A 14898-nucleotide genomic window follows, 5' to 3' on the forward strand; every position below is an offset into this window, starting at 1 on the left:
ATGGAAACCCGAGCCCATCATGTGATGATCGGTCTGTTCAGCGTGATCGTCGTGGTCGGCGCCATGCTGTTTGGCCTGTGGCTGGCCAAATCCAGCGTCGACAGCGCCTTTCAGGATTACGAAGTGATCTTCAACGAGGCGGTCAGTGGTTTGTCCCAAGGCAGCGCCGTGCAGTACAGCGGGATCAAGGTGGGCGACGTCACCAGCCTGCGCCTCGACCCGAAAGACCCGCGCCGGGTGTTGGCGCGCATCCGTCTGGCCGGGCAAACACCGATCAAGGAAGACACCCAGGCCAAGCTGGCCCTGACCGGCATCACCGGCACCTCGATCATCCAGCTCAGCGGCGGCACGCCCCAAAGCCCGGAACTCAAGGGCAAGGACGGCGAGTTGCCGCAAATCATCGCCTCACCGTCACCTATCGCTCGCCTGCTGAACAACAGCAATGACCTGATGACCAGCATCAACTTGCTGCTGCACAACGCCAACCACATGTTCTCCCGGGAGAACGTCGAGCGCCTCAGCAATACCCTGGTCAACCTGCAACAGACCACCGGCGCGATTGCCGACCAACGCGGCGACATCAAGGTAGTGATGCAGCAATTGATGCAGGTGAGCAAACAGGCCAGCGCCACCCTGGAGCAAACCACCGCACTGATGCGCAACGCCAACGGTTTACTCAATGATCAGGGCAAGCAGGTGTTCGGCAGTGCTGAAAAGGCCATGCAGTCCCTTCAACAAAGCACCGCCACCCTCGACACCTTGCTGACCAACAACAAGGACTCCCTCAACAGCGGCATGCAGGGTCTCAACGAACTGGCACCTGCGGTGCGCGAGTTGCGGGAGACCCTGGGCTCGTTGCGCGCCATTTCCCGCCGCCTGGAAGCCAACCCCAGCGGTTACCTGCTGGGCAGCGACAAGAACAAGGAGTTCACGCCATGAAGCGTGCTTACCAAGTGATCGCCCCCGTTGCCCTGGCATTGGTCAGTGCGTGTTCGATCTTACCCAAGGCGGACCCTTCGGACGTGTACCGGCTGCCCTCGGCGCAGACCACCGCGCAGGCCAGCCCTGTGGCCTGGTCGCTGCGCGTGGCCAAGCCGCAGACCAGCGAATTCCTCGACAGCCCGCGGATTGCCGTAGTGCCTAACGGTGACCTGATCAGCAGCTACGCGAATTCCCGCTGGAGCGATCCGGCGCCAGTGCTGTTGCGTAACCGGTTGCTGGACGGGTTCCAGCGGGACGGGCGGGTGACGTTGCTCAGTACCGACGAGACCAATCTGCAGGCGGACTTTGAGCTGGGCGGGCAGTTGCAGGCGTTTCAGAGTGAGTATCGCGGCAGTGCGGTTGAGGTGGTGATACGCCTGGATGCGCGGCTGGTGCGCGGCAGTGATCAGCGGATTATTGCCAGCAAGCGGTTTGAGGTGAGGCAGCCGGTGGGGGATACCAAGGTGCCGGCGGTGGTGGCCGGGTTTGGTCAGGCTGGGGATGCGTTGAACAAGCAGGTGGTGGATTGGGTTGTGAGCCAGGGCAATTCCGCACCGAGAAGATAGCCCACCAATGTAGGAGCGAGCTTGCTCGCGAAAATCGTCAACGATAACGCGGGGAACCTGATACCCCGCGTCGCTCTCAGGCTTTTCGCGAGCAAGCTCGCTCCTACAGGGATAGCGATTTAGCCGAAGAACCAGTAGCACACCGCAATCGCCGCCACGACGCCAGCAAACTCCGCCAACAACGCACACCCCACCGCATGCCGCGCCCGCTGGATTCCCACCGAGCCAAAGTACACCGCCAACACATAAAACGTGGTCTCGGTACTGCCCTGAATCGTCGCTGCCACCAGCGCAGGGAAGCTGTCCACGCCCTGGGTCTGCATCGTCTCAATCAGCATCGCCCGCGCCGCGCTGCCGGAGAACGGCTTGACCATCGCCGTCGGCAACGCATCAACAAAGCGTGTATCCATGCCGGTCCAGGCCACCAGATGGCGAATCCCTTCCAGGCCGAAATCCAGCGCGCCAGACGCCCGCAACACGCCTACCGCGCAAAGCATCGCCACCAGGTACGGCAGCAGGTTCTTGGCCACGTCGAAGCCTTCTTTGGCCCCTTCGACAAACGCCTCGTAGACCTTGACCTTGCGCAGCGCGCCGATCACCAGGAACAACATGATCAGCCCGAACAGCGTCAGGTTGCCGAGGATCGAGGACAGCCCCGCCAGCGCAGTGGCTGAGAGCGTCGCCAGCAAGGCCATGAAGCCACCCAGTACCAACGCCCCCGGAATCAGGTACGCGAGCACCACCGGGTCCCACAGCCGCAGGCGTTGCATCACCGCCACCGACAGCAGGCCCACCAGCGTCGAGGCACTGGTGGCCAGCAGGATCGGCAGGAATACCAGCGTCGGGTCCGGCGCACCTTGCTGGGCGCGGTACATGAAGATGGTGACCGGCAGCAGGGTCAGGGAAGATGCGTTGAGCACCAGGAACAGGATTTGCGCGTTACTGGCGGTGTTGGGAATAGGGTTGAGTTCTTGCAGCGCCTTCATGGCCTTGAGGCCGATAGGCGTGGCCGCATTGTCGAGGCCCAGGCCGTTGGCGGCGAAGTTGAGGGTGATCAAGCCGATGGCCGGGTGGCCGGCGGGCACCTCCGGCATCAGGCGACGGAACAGTGGCCCCAGGGCCTTGGCCAGCCAATCGACGATCCCGGCTTTCTCGGCGATGCGCAGGAAGCCCAGCCACAAGGTCAGCGTGCCGAACAGCAACACCATGACCTCGACTGACAGCTTGGCCATGGCGAATATGCTTTCCACCATCGCCGCAAAGATGCCGGCGTTACCGCCTATCAGCCATTGCGCCAGCGCGGACACCATCGCCACGATAAAAAAGCCAAGCCACAGGCCATTGAGCATCAGTTGAATCCCCCGAAAGATGGGGCGAATGATAGCGGGGCTGGCAGAAACGACAAACCCCGGAATTTTCCGGGGTTTGTGTAGGAGCCAACTCTGGCGATCAGCCGCGAGTGGTCTCGCCGGCCGGCATCACTTGCTTGGTACGCCAGTGCGGCAGGGAGTTCCAGTAACGCTCGCCCTTGGCGTCGTCGTACATGCCTTCCCAGCGGGAGATGACGAGTACGGCCAGGGCGTTGCCGATCACGTTCAGTGCAGTACGCGCCATGTCCATGATGCGGTCGACACCGGCGATGAACGCCAGGCCTTCCAGCGGAATACCCACGCTGCCCAGGGTCGCCAGCAGTACCACGAACGACACACCCGGTACGCCGGCGATGCCTTTGGAGGTGACCATCAGGGTCAGCACCAGCATCAGTTGCTGGCCAATCGACAGGTCGATGCCATACAGCTGGGCGATAAAGATCGCCGCGATGCTCTGGTACAGGGTCGAACCGTCGAGGTTGAACGAGTAGCCGGTCGGCACCACAAAGCTGCAGATCGCTTTCGGCGCGCCGTAGGCTTCCATCTTCTCGATCACACGTGGCAGCACGGTTTCGGAACTGGCAGTGGAGTAGGCCAGCACCAGCTCATCCTTGAAGATGCGCATCAACTTGATCACCGAGAAGCCGAACAGACGGGCGATCAGGCCGAGGACCACAAAGGCGAAGAACAGGATGGCGACGTAAACCAGAATCACCAGCTTGGCCAGCGGCAGCAGCGAGGCGAAACCGAAGTTGGCGACGGTCACCGCGATCAGGGCAAATACACCAATCGGGGCGTATTTCATGATCATGTGGGTGACTTTGAACATGCTCTCGGACACGCCCTGGAACATGGTGACCAGGGGCTCGCGCAGTTCAGGCTTGAGGCTCGACAAGCCGAGGCCGAACAACACCGAGAAGAAGATGATCGGCAGCATGTCGCCACGGGCGACGGCGGCGAAGATGTTCGACGGGATCAGGTTGAGGATCGTCTCGATGAACGCGTGCTCGTGCTGGACCTCAGCGGCAGTGGCCGTGTATTTGGAGATGTCGACGGTACCCAGGGTACTCATGTCGATGCCGGTACCCGGATGGAACAGGTTGGCCAGCAGCAGGCCGACCACAATAGCAATGGTGGTGACTACTTCGAAGTAAAGGATGGTTTTCACGCCGATCCGACCGAGCTTTTTCGCATCCCCAACACCGGCGATTCCGACAATCAGCGACGAAATCACGATCGGGATAACGATCATCTTGATCAGGCGGATAAAGATATCGCCAGCGGGCTGCAACACGTTGCTGATCCACCAGGCCTTTTCAGCACTGAAATGGTTAAGCACCGCACCGATTGCAATCCCCAGCACCAGACCGATGAGGATCTGCCAGGCGAGGCTTAGCTTTGCCTTCTTCATGTCATTACCCTTACTTCAAGTGGACTCAGGCAGATGCGCCAGCAGCTGGAACGCTCGGAAGCGAAAAAGGTGTGTGCATCTGCCCCCGTAGAAGGTCACCGCAGTTGGCCGATATGGCTCACTGGCAGGCGAAAAAAGGCGCAACTATTCCGATGCAAGGAGGCGACGTCTAATGCCGTAAACGCCTACCCTATGCCGAATCGGCATGAGTTTTTTTGAGTTTTTCTGTCTGAACGGTCAGTTCGAATGTGACATTTCGGCAGGCATAAATGCCGCGAACCGGCCATTTCAGGCTCGCGCAGGTTTTTTGAGAATCTACGGCTGCTGCTGAAAACTGCTGAAAATTCCTACGCATACCATCGAAAACTTTGTCTGGCAGGAGACAAACTTTCTCGATAGATGGTCACACGGAAACACCAGGAAATGGTTGAGGCGAAGCAAAAAGGGAAATTGCCGCTATGGGCGGTATGACAGAAGCGGGCATAAGAGCCGCAAGCCCGTCGCAAGTTCCACAAACCATCGGCTTGGGAACTTGCGTCGCAGCTTTTCACCTGACCCGGCCCTTGCGCAGGCACTCCCTGTACCCGTAGGTCACGCCGATCCGAACGATCAGAGCAACCCGACCCCTTGGTCATGCACCGCCCTTGTCGGGCGCTGCAAACAGAAAGAAGCATGGCGCTTCTTTCTATGGACGATAGGCCGATAGACGACAGGGTCGTCAGACCGAACCTAGTACCAATTCGGATCTTTCTTGAGCTGTTCCATCAACAGCTTCTGCATGCCTTCATCAGGCTTGCCAAGAAAGCGGTAGTCGGCGTGCCGCGTTGGCGATTTGTCCGCAGGCAAGCCCGCAGGAACTTCCACCAACATGGCGTACGCATCTTCTTTGTCGAAGCTGAAAGCGACGATCAGGCGCTTGTTAAGGCACGTATCTGCGGTTTCACACAGCGGCCCTACCAAGTACTTGTCACCGTCCTCTTCAACGGCATTCATTTGTTCAGCGCTGCCCGACAGGTTCATCACCCATTCCGGCAGACGCTCTTCCTTCTTGACCACGCTCTGCCAGGTTTCGCGGTATTGCGGGTCCGCGCTCAGCAGTTCGTTGGCCCGAGTCTGGCCGTCATTGGCAGCCAGCGCCAGGCCGCTGCCGCCCAACAACAGGGCGGCAGTCAGGGCTTTAAGGGACGAATTGAACATGCTTAGCCTCGGCCACGACGGCCAAAGAAGAAGGAAGCGATGAACATCACCAGGAAGACCACAAACAGAATCTTGGCGATACCCGTGGCGGTGCCCGCGATACCACCGAAGCCCAGGACTGCAGCCACAATGGCGATGATCAGAAATGTGATTGCCCAACTCAACATGGTGATTCTCCTTACGCTTCTTTTAGGGGTAACAGCGGTGATGCGTGCGGTCGCTTGATTCAAGGACCGTGTATTGCCTAGAACACCCAGCGTTCCTGATAAGGCAGGTCGCCGAGGGTGGAGTCTTGTTCAACCGCCGTCAGTTGCGGGGTTGTCACGTCGGCGGTGGTGCTGCCGACGGAACGGAAATGGGTCTGGGTCATCATCGGACGTTCAAAATGCGCGACTTGCTGGTGACTCTGCTGCCAATGCGCCAATTGCTGACCGCCGATCAAAGTCACCAACAGGGCCAGGCTGGCAAACAGCCCCTGTTGCAGACGCAGTGGCGATACACGCAATTGAGTGAGGCTTTGGCGAGTCATGCTGTGTCTCTCCCGCATTCTGATCTGATTATTCGTTGGTGACGCTCGTATGAGGTGTATTGCAGCCTGCGTGCCAGTTTTTTAACAAAATAAAACTCAATAAAATCAAATAGTTAAAAACAAAAGCGCTTTGACACCACGAGCATCCTGCACGATGCCCCTATCCTTACCGTGCGAAATGCACGATGGTCACTGGTCGGATCAGGGGATAGGAAAGCAACGTTCGACTGCCGAAGTGGCTACAGGGAGGTAAAAACGCCACGAATCGGCGTCTCTGTAAGAAGAAGCGCAGATAGCTGCGCGATGACGGCTTTAATCAATCAGAATAAACCATGCAACTTGCCCGATTATTCCGGGACTAAACAACATCATTCATTCTTAGTGGGAGCGCGGGACAGATGGAATCAGCCAAGGAACTTCAAGGCCGCATTCTTTTAGTGGATGACGAATCCGCGATCCTTCGCACCTTCCGATACTGCCTGGAAGATGAAGGCTACACCGTAGCCACCGCCAACAGCGCCGCCCAAGCCGATGCCCTGTTGCAACGCCAGGTGTTTGACCTGTGCTTCCTTGACCTGCGCTTGGGCGAAGACAACGGCCTCGACGTATTGGCGCAAATGCGCGTCCAGGCGCCATGGATGCGGGTGGTGATCGTCACCGCCCATTCGGCTGTCGACACTGCAGTAGACGCGATTCAGGCCGGCGCGGCCGACTACCTGGTTAAACCTTGCAGCCCCGACCAATTGCGCCTGGCCACGGCCAAACAGTTGGAAGTACGCCAGCTCTCGGCGCGCCTGGAAGCCCTGGAAGGCGCAGTGCGCCAGCCCAAGGACGGTCTGGACTCCCACAGCCCGGCAATGATGGTGGTGCTGGAAACCGCACGCCAAGTGGCAGGCACTGATGCCAACATCCTGATTCTCGGCGAGTCCGGCACCGGTAAAGGTGAGCTGGCCCGAGCGATACACGGCTGGAGCAAGCGGGCAAAAAAATCCTGCGTCACCATCAACTGCCCGTCGCTGACGGCGGAGCTGATGGAAAGCGAGCTGTTCGGCCATAGCCGTGGTGCGTTTACGGGCGCCAGTGAAAGCACCCTGGGTCGCGTCAACCAGGCAGATGGCGGTACGCTGTTTCTCGACGAGATCGGCGACTTTCCGCTGACCTTGCAACCCAAGTTGCTGCGTTTTATCCAGGACAAGGAATACGAGCGCGTCGGCGATCCGGTGACTCGTCGCGCCGACGTGCGAATTCTCGCCGCTACCAACCTGAACCTGGAAGACATGGTCCGCGACGGCCGTTTCCGCGAAGACCTGCTGTATCGCCTGAATGTCATCACCTTGCACCTGCCGCCCCTGCGCGAACGCAGCGAAGATATCCTGACCCTGGCCGACCGCTTCCTGGCGCGCTTCGTGAAGGAATATGCGCGGCCTGCCCGCGGATTCAGCGATGAAGCCCGCGAGGCGCTGCTCAACTACCGCTGGCCGGGGAACATTCGCGAGCTGCGCAACGTGGTCGAGCGCGCGAGCATCATCTGCCCACAGGAAAAGGTTGAGATCAGCCACCTCGGCATGGCCGAACAGCCAACCAACAACGCCCCGCGTATTGGTGCGGCGTTGAGCCTGGATGAACTGGAGAAGGCCCATATCGGCGCCGTGCTGGCCACCAGTGACACCCTGGACCAGGCGGCACGAACCCTCGGCATTGATGCGTCAACGCTGTACCGCAAACGCAAACAATACAACCTGTGAGCTGTACCCTATGAAGCTTGCGATGAAGCTGCGCACTCGGCTGTTCCTGAGCATCTCCGCGCTGATCACCGTTGCCCTGCTGGGATTGCTGCTGGGCCTGGTGAGTGTCATGCAAATGGCCAAGACCCAGGAATCGCTGATTCGCAGCAACTTCATCACCCTGGACCTGGGCCTCAAGCTGCGGCAGACCCTCGGCGACCAGCTGATGATCATGCTCAACGAGCAACCAAATACCGCTGCGCTGGAAGATTCCAAGCAACGTTATTTCGCGCTGCTGCAGCAAGGCATCGAACACGAAAAAAAGGATGCGGCAACCAGCGGTTTCACCCAGGCCAAGACCGATTACCTGAGCTTTCTCGAGGCATTCGATCAAAAGGAGAATGCTCCGGCGCAGTTGCGTAACAACGACGAGTTGACCAAGCGTTTCAACATCTTGCGCAACGGCCTCATCGCCGAGCACAAGAAGGCCCTGGATAACATCAACGACACCGAACACAAGTCCCGTGAGCGCGCGCTGTTGATCGCCGGCTTGCTGGGTTTGGTCGGGCTGGCGGTGCTGATCATTGGCTTCGTCACTGCCCACGGGATCGCCCGGCGCTTTGGCGGGCCGATCGAAGCGCTGGCCAAGGCCGCCGACAAGATCGGCCAGGGCAACTTCGAAGTCACGCTGCCCATTTCGTCAGCCGCCGAGATGAACTTGCTGACCCGACGCTTCGGCATCATGGCCGAGGCGTTGCGCCAGCATCAGGCAACCAATGTCGACGAGCTGCTCGCCGGGCAGCAACGCCTGCAGGCGGTGCTCGACAGCATCGACGACGGCCTGCTGATGATCGACCGCCAAGGTCGCCTGGAACACCTTAACCCGGTGGCGCAGCGCCAACTGGGCTGGGACGAAAACCGCCTGGGCCAAGGCCTTGGCGAAGCACTGGTGCGCCCCGAACTGGATGAACAGCTGCATCTGGTGCTGCGCGGCGGCAACCTCGAACGCGCACCCGAAGACCTGGAAGTGGAGGTTGAGGGTGAGCTACGCCTGCTGACGTACAGCCTGACGCCGGTGAGCCATACCCAGGGGCACATTCTGGGCGCGGTCATGGTGCTGCATGACGTTACCGAACAACGCGCCTTTGAACGGGTGCGCAGTGAGTTCGTGTTGCGCGCGTCTCATGAATTACGCACGCCAGTCACGGGCATGCACATGGCATTCGGATTGTTCCGGGAACGGGCGAAGTTTCCTGCGGAATCCCGCGAAGCGGACCTGCTGGATACGGTCAATGAGGAAATGCAGCGCCTGATGCAGTTGATCAACGACTTGCTCAACTTCTCGCGCTATCAGAATGGCTTGCAGAAACTTACCCTTGGCCCGTGCGATATCAGCGACCTGCTGGAACATGCCCGCGCGCGTTTCGCGGAGCAGGCGAATGCGCAGAACATCGAGCTGCTGGTTGAGGAGCAATCCCCGCTGCCAAGGTTGCATGCTGATCGAGCGCAGCTGGAGCGGGTGCTCGACAACCTTTTAGGCAATGCCCTGCGGCACACGGCCGACGGTGGGCAGATCCGCTTGCAGGCGCGTCGTCATGGCGAACGGGTGATTGTCAGCGTCGAGGACAACGGTGAAGGCATTGCCTACGGCCAACAGGGACGAATCTTCGAACCGTTTGTGCAGGTAGGCCGCAAGAAAGGCGGCGCCGGGCTGGGCCTGGCACTGTGCAAGGAGATCGTGCAATTGCACGGTGGCCGGATGGGGGTTTATTCACGGCCAGGGCAGGGAACGCAGTTCTATATGGCGCTGCCCCTGTAGGATCACGCGCCAACCGTTATTGGTGATTCAACGCCCGCAGGATCGCGGCACTCTCGGCATCCGGCGTCCCATCAAACAGCGACGCCCGGAAATGCATCTGGAATGCGGCCACCACATGCCGCGTTGCCACATCCAGCTCGCCCGTCTGCGGCGTCGGATAGCCCAGCTTCGCCAACTCTTCCTGGAACCAGGTGATGCTCGGCAACTCGGCTGCGTACTGCACCTGGTAACGGGCAACCGCCTTGGCGTCCGGCCATATGCCCAGGCCTTCATCCGCCAGGCGTTTCCAGGGGAACAGCGGCCCCGGGTCCAGTTTGCGCAGCGGGGCGATGTCGCTATGACCGATGATGTTTCGCGGGTCGATGCCGTTGCGCTTGCTGATGTCCTTGAGGAGCACCACCAGCGACTGCACCTGCGCTTCGGAGTACGGATACCACACGCGGCCCGTCGACAGGTCTCGATAGCCCGGGTTCACAATCTCGATCCCGATGGAACTGGAGTTGAGCCAGGTGCGGCCCATCCATTCACTTTCTCCGGCATGCCAGGCGCGTTGGCTTTCATCCACGAGCTTATAGATGGTGGCCGAGGCGTCATCACCGATCAGGTAATGACTGCTGACCTGACCATGGGTCAACAGCGCCAGGGAACGCTCCAGGGACGCCGAGGTGTAGTGCACGATGACGAACTGAACACGATTGTCGTGGTTCACCGACGGATGGCTGGTGTCCAGACGAGGGCCACTCGCGCAGCCGGCGAGCAGGAGAAACAGAAAAGCGGAGCACAGAAATTTCATGGCAGCAGACAATACGCTTAAGACGATAATGCAACAGTGTAACGTACCGTTTGCTGCCCGGCGGCCAAATGCGAAGTTTTAAACAAAATGGAACATTTTCAGGCCGCCTGCACCTGGTTGCGTCCGGCAGCCTTGGCACGGTAAAGCGCCTCGTCAGCGCGTTTTAGCGCCAGGTCACTGCGCTCTGCCGGCTGAAACTGCGCCATGCCCATGGAAACCGTGATGGTCACCGGCTCGCCCTTGAAGTGAAACGGGCAGGCTTCAATGGCTGCGCGCAGGGTCTCACCCACGGCCAAGGCATCGGACAGTGATGAGTTGGGCATCAGCAACACAAACTCTTCACCGCCAAAGCGTGCGATGAAGTCGTTGGGCCGCAAGCGTTTTCGCAGCACCGTGGCGATGATCTTCAGCACCTTGTCGCCCGCCAGATGGCCATAGCCGTCATTGATGCGCTTGAAGTGATCCAGGTCCAGCATCGCCAATGACAGGCTGTTGCCGTGCTGGTGCCAGGCGTTGACCTCTTGCTCCAGGCGCTCGGTCCAGGCGGCACGGTTGGGCAAGCCGGTGAGCGGGTCGATCAAGGCTTTTTGGCGCTGAACCTCCAAATGCTCTCGGTAGCCCTGAGCCTCTTGCTCCATATTGGCGACTCGTTCGGCGAGGCTTTTGAGGCGTGCAGCCACTTCCTGCTCGCGCTGGTCACGCTGGTGCTGGTGTTGGTCCATGGTGCCCAGCAGCCCTTCGAGATGGCTCTCCAGCACGTGCTTGAGGCTGTCCAGATCCGCGGCATCCTGGACGCTGGTTTGCAAACCATCCACCTGTTCGCGGATCTGCGTATCCAGTTCTCTGGCGGCCGAGCGACTGTCGGCGTGACCGTCGGTGGCGACCTGCAGATGCCCCTGAAATGCCTCGAGACGCTCGTTGAGTTGCTTGAGGTAGGCTTCAAACTCGTGCTGGCCGCTGTCGGTGATCGCCAGCATCAACACCGCAAGGTCATCGAGGATCGGCAGCAGTTCATACCAGTTCAATCCGTGAGCCAGGCGCTCACGCATGGCTTCGGCCTGGGGCCTATGACGCTCGGGCAGCGACAGGTCCTCCAGCAAGCCGAGCAGGGTGTCTTCAATGTGTTTGGCCACCGAACTGTAAGACGGCTCGGGGGTGTCGGGCAGGGCGTAGGTCTGATCCGCTTGCAGCTCGTCGGGGTTCAGCTCTGGCGACTCTTCGGGCTCGTCGGACATGACCGGTGGCAAGGAGAGACTGCCGATTTCCGTGCGCTCCGGCTCACGGGCCTGAACCTCTGGTGCCTCGACCATGGCGGCAAGAGCACTCTCGAGCGCTGGCTCAACTTCCGGCTCAAGCGGTTGTTCGGGCTCCAATGGTTCGATAATCGCAGTAGATGCCTCGATGACGGGCGCTTTGGCCACGACGGCGGGTGCCACTGGCGCTGCTTCGCTGACAACCTCGACAGGCTTTATTTGCGGTACGGGCTCAGGGGACGACTCGACGGGGGCCGTGACCTTTGGCTGCGGTGCAAAAGCCTGCAGCGCCTGAGTCAGCTCCGCCGATTGCGCCGGCGCTTCAACTTCATCCACCGGCTTTAATGCAGCTGGCGCCTGAACAGCCGGACGGGATGGTGCGGGTAGCTCGACCTCCGGGGCTTCGGCCGCGGTATCTTTGGCGCCAAACAGACGCTGCAACAGCCCCGGGCTCGAGCGGTTGGTTTCGCCCTCCGGCTCCAGGTTACTCAAGGCCTGCCCCTGGAGGCCGCTCAGTTCACTCAGCAACAGCGGGATCTCCCGCGCCTGGCCGACCCGACCATCCAGCTGTTTGGCGAACGCCTTCAGCGGGCGACTCACCTCACGCGGCAAGGGCAATTTCTGCAACTGGGTGACCAAGGCCGTCAACGCACTGCCGATCTGGTCAACCCGGGTTTCGCGGCGCTGCTCCGAATCCAGCACGGCCTTTTCCAGGCGCGGCAACAATGCGGCGAGGGCGGCGTCCATGTCGTCGGTGCGCACTACATCGCGCATTTCCTTCATGCATTGGTCAACCGCACGATCAGTTCCTTCTGCCGCCAGGGTGCTGCGCACCAGCCCCCGGCGCAGCAGGTCGAGGCGGGCGGCCCAGCGGCGCTCGAGCTTTTCTTGTTGCTCGACACTTTTAAGGTATTTTTCTTTCCAACGCTGGGCGTCGTCGCTCATGCAAGGGGTCCGCGAGGGCCGGGGCTCAACGCGGGCAATGCATCAGCCGTGAGCGAACCCGGCAGACGAATCTCTACCGCGACGGGCAGGTGATCGGAGATGGGCTGCGCCAGTACCTGCACACTTTCGAGTGTCAGGGTCGGGCTGAGCAGGATGTGATCAAGACAACGTTGCGGTCGCCAGCTGGGAAAGGTGGCTTCGACTTGCGGCGCCAGCAACCCAAGGTCGCGCAACGGGGAATTCTGTAGCAGGTCTGTAGCGTGGGTGTTCATGTCCCCCATCAGCACCTGGTGTTTGTAGTTGCCAATCAACTCGCGGATGTAGGCCAACTGCAGGGTGCGGGTTCGTGCCCCCAACGCGAGGTGCATCATCACCACGACCAACGCTTCCGGCCCTTCGCCGAACCGAACGAGAATCGCCCCGCGGCCTTTTGGACCGGGTAACGGGTGATCCTCGATCGCCCACGGCTTCAGGCGGCTGAGCACACCATTGCTGTGCTGGCCGAGTTTGCCGAGGTTGCGATTGAGTTGTTGATACCAGTAGGGAAAGGCACCGAGCTGGGCAAGGTGCTCGACCTGGTTGATGTAGCCCGAGCGCAGGCTGCCACCGTCGGCCTCCTGCAGGGCTACCAGGTCGAAATCGCCCAACAGGGCGCCGATCTTCTGCAGATTACCGGCACGCCCATTGTGGGGCAGCAGGTGCTGCCAGCCACGGGTCAGGTAGTGCCGGTATTTCTCGGTGCTGATGCCCACCTGGATATTGAAACTGAGCAGACGCAGCCGACTGTCTGCCGGCAGGCCCGTGGATTCAAGATGGTGCTCGTTGACCTTCGGGTCATGCAGGCCAACGACACGTTCAGTACCCCAGCGACGCATGACGGGCCCCTTACTTGGCTGCGCGCTCTTTGGCGATCAACTGGTCAGCCACGTTCAGCGCTTCCTTTTCGCCGCCGGCACTGCCGATGTCGAAACGGTATTTGCCGTCGACGATCAGGGTCGGTACGCCTTGCACGCCGTATTTCTGGGCGAGTTCCTTAGCCTGTTTGATCTGGCCCTGGATAGCGAAGGAGTTGAAGGTGGCCAGGAACTTGTCTTTATCGACACCCTGGGTGGCAACGAAGTCAGCCATTTCATCAGGCTTGGTCAGGCGCTTGCCTTGTTTCTGGATCGCGTCGAATACCGCGTTGTGGACCTTGTGCTCCACGCCCATGGCTTCCAGGGTCAGGAACAGCTGACCGTGGGCATCCCATGGGCCGCCGAACATGGCAGGAATACGTTTGAAGTTCACGTCCTGAGGCAGCTTCTCGACCCACGGATTGATGACTGGCTCAAAGGCGTAGCAATGCGGGCAGCCATACCAGAACAGCTCCACCACTTCGATCTTGCCCGGTACGGAAACCGGCACAGGATTGGTCAATTCGACATAGGTTTTACCGGCTTCAAGCGGCACGTCGGCTGCTTGTGCGGTCATGCCGAAAAGGCTGGCAGTGACGAGAGCGGCGCTGAGGATCAGATTACGCATGCTTTACTCCTGGACAAATAAAGTCGCCTCACGCGACCTTTGTTGTGACAGGTCTACGCGGGCATGAGTTCGTTAGTGTAACGGCACCGACCACAAAAAAGGGCGGCCTGGGCCACCCTTTTTATGCTTGCATCGACGGATTAATCGAGCGTTAACGTAGCCGGGGCACTTAGTGCAGGCCCTGGATGTATTGGGACACGGCTTCGATGTCCTTGTTGCTGAGTTTCCCGGCGATGCTCTGCATGATTTTGGTGTCGCCGTCGTTGGTGCGATTGCCTTCGCGGAAGTCCGTCAGCTGTTTGCCGATGTACGGGGCATGTTGGCCGCTCAAGTGCGGGAAGCCAGCAGCAGCGAGGCCTGCGCCGTTAGGCGAGTGGCAACCGATGCAGGAAGGCATGCCTTTTTCCAGGTTGCCGCCGCGGAACAATTCTTCACCGCGGGCCACCAGTTTCGGATCAGCAGCTCCCACACTGCCTTTCTGGCTGGCAAAATACGCCGCGATATCCGCCAGGTCCTGATCGCTGAGGTTGGTCAGCAAGCCGGTCATTTCCAGGACCGTACGCTTGCCGTCCTTGATGTCGTGCATCTGCTTGGTCAGGTAACGCTCACCCTGGCCGGCCAGTTTTGGAAAGTTTGGCGCCGGGCTATTACCGTCCGGTCCATGGCAAGCACCACATACGGCGGCTTTCGCCTGGCCGGCTGTGGCGTCGCCTGCGGCATGGGCAACACCGGTGATGCCCAAGGTCAACAGCAGACTCACGATCAGTTTGTTCATCAGCTAATCCAACT

14 protein-coding genes are annotated in these 14898 nt (G+C 60.0%); 4 read left to right on the plus strand and 10 right to left on the minus strand.

Translation table 11 applies throughout. The features are described from left to right. Both ACUN0G_RS12515 and ACUN0G_RS12520 read left to right on the plus strand, forming a co-directional pair. Complete coding sequence (locus ACUN0G_RS12515; protein ID WP_445573564.1) at positions 1–939, plus strand: MlaD family protein; 939 nt, start codon at positions 1–3, stop codon at positions 937–939. Then, positions 936–1547, plus strand: coding sequence for an ABC-type transport auxiliary lipoprotein family protein (locus ACUN0G_RS12520; protein WP_445573565.1), 612 nt, complete (start codon positions 936–938; stop codon positions 1545–1547). The genes ACUN0G_RS12515 and ACUN0G_RS12520 overlap by 4 nt, the downstream gene beginning before the upstream one ends. 119 nt (positions 1548–1666) lie before the next feature. Here the strand turns inward: ACUN0G_RS12520 and ACUN0G_RS12525 are convergent, their stop codons facing one another. The 5 genes from ACUN0G_RS12525 to ACUN0G_RS12545 form a co-directional block, all read right to left on the minus strand. Then, complete coding sequence (locus tag ACUN0G_RS12525) at positions 1667–2896, minus strand: nucleoside recognition domain-containing protein (RefSeq protein WP_167664657.1); 1230 nt, start codon at positions 2894–2896, stop codon at positions 1667–1669. Between the two features lie 100 nt (positions 2897–2996). Beyond that, positions 2997–4328: a glutamate/aspartate:proton symporter GltP gene (gene gltP / locus ACUN0G_RS12530; protein WP_063033694.1), complete on the minus strand. Its 1332-nt coding sequence runs from the start codon at positions 4326–4328 to the stop codon at positions 2997–2999. A gap of 729 nt (positions 4329–5057) precedes the next feature. Further along, positions 5058–5525: an inhibitor of vertebrate lysozyme family protein gene (locus ACUN0G_RS12535; RefSeq protein ID WP_258343031.1), complete on the minus strand. Its 468-nt coding sequence runs from the start codon at positions 5523–5525 to the stop codon at positions 5058–5060. Between the two features lie 2 nt (positions 5526–5527). Further along, positions 5528–5692 carry a DUF1328 domain-containing protein gene (locus ACUN0G_RS12540; protein ID WP_003170804.1) on the minus strand — a complete coding sequence of 55 codons (165 nt, stop codon included), beginning with the start codon at positions 5690–5692 and terminating at the stop codon, positions 5528–5530. A 77-nt stretch (positions 5693–5769) separates the two neighbouring features. Further along, on the minus strand, positions 5770–6054 hold the full coding sequence (locus ACUN0G_RS12545; RefSeq protein ID WP_258343029.1) for a hypothetical protein: 285 nt from the start codon (positions 6052–6054) through the stop codon (positions 5770–5772). Between the two features lie 398 nt (positions 6055–6452). On the opposite strand from ACUN0G_RS12545, the gene algB reads away from it, so the two are divergent. Together algB and ACUN0G_RS12555 are read left to right on the plus strand one after the other, a co-directional pair. Further along, positions 6453–7799 carry a sigma-54-dependent response regulator transcription factor AlgB gene (gene algB / locus ACUN0G_RS12550; protein ID WP_258343028.1) on the plus strand — a complete coding sequence of 449 codons (1347 nt, stop codon included), beginning with the start codon at positions 6453–6455 and terminating at the stop codon, positions 7797–7799. Between the two features lie 10 nt (positions 7800–7809). Continuing rightward, a complete protein-coding gene (locus ACUN0G_RS12555) occupies positions 7810–9597 on the plus strand; it encodes a KinB sensor domain-containing domain (RefSeq protein WP_258343027.1) in 1788 nt (595 codons plus the stop codon). Between the two features lie 16 nt (positions 9598–9613). On the opposite strand, the gene ACUN0G_RS12560 is transcribed toward ACUN0G_RS12555, so the two are convergent. From ACUN0G_RS12560 to ACUN0G_RS12580, 5 genes are all read right to left on the minus strand, one after another. Further along, positions 9614–10390, minus strand: coding sequence for an N-acetylmuramoyl-L-alanine amidase (locus tag ACUN0G_RS12560; protein WP_445573566.1), 777 nt, complete (start codon positions 10388–10390; stop codon positions 9614–9616). A 98-nt stretch (positions 10391–10488) separates the two neighbouring features. Next, the gene (locus ACUN0G_RS12565) at positions 10489–12588 is read right to left on the minus strand and encodes a diguanylate cyclase (RefSeq protein WP_445573567.1); all 2100 of its coding nucleotides are present in this window, start codon (positions 12586–12588) and stop codon (positions 10489–10491) included. Then, positions 12585–13463 carry an endonuclease/exonuclease/phosphatase family protein gene (locus ACUN0G_RS12570; protein ID WP_445573568.1) on the minus strand — a complete coding sequence of 293 codons (879 nt, stop codon included), beginning with the start codon at positions 13461–13463 and terminating at the stop codon, positions 12585–12587. The genes ACUN0G_RS12565 and ACUN0G_RS12570 overlap by 4 nt, the downstream gene beginning before the upstream one ends. Before the next feature lie 10 nt (positions 13464–13473). Continuing rightward, positions 13474–14109, minus strand: a complete 636-nt coding sequence (gene dsbA, locus ACUN0G_RS12575; protein ID WP_258343024.1) for a thiol:disulfide interchange protein DsbA — start codon at positions 14107–14109, stop codon at positions 13474–13476. Between the two features lie 169 nt (positions 14110–14278). Then, positions 14279–14884 carry a c-type cytochrome gene (locus ACUN0G_RS12580; RefSeq protein ID WP_445573569.1) on the minus strand — a complete coding sequence of 202 codons (606 nt, stop codon included), beginning with the start codon at positions 14882–14884 and terminating at the stop codon, positions 14279–14281. Positions 14885–14898: the final 14 nt, after the last annotated feature.

The organism is Pseudomonas sp. 32A, assembly GCF_052682255.1.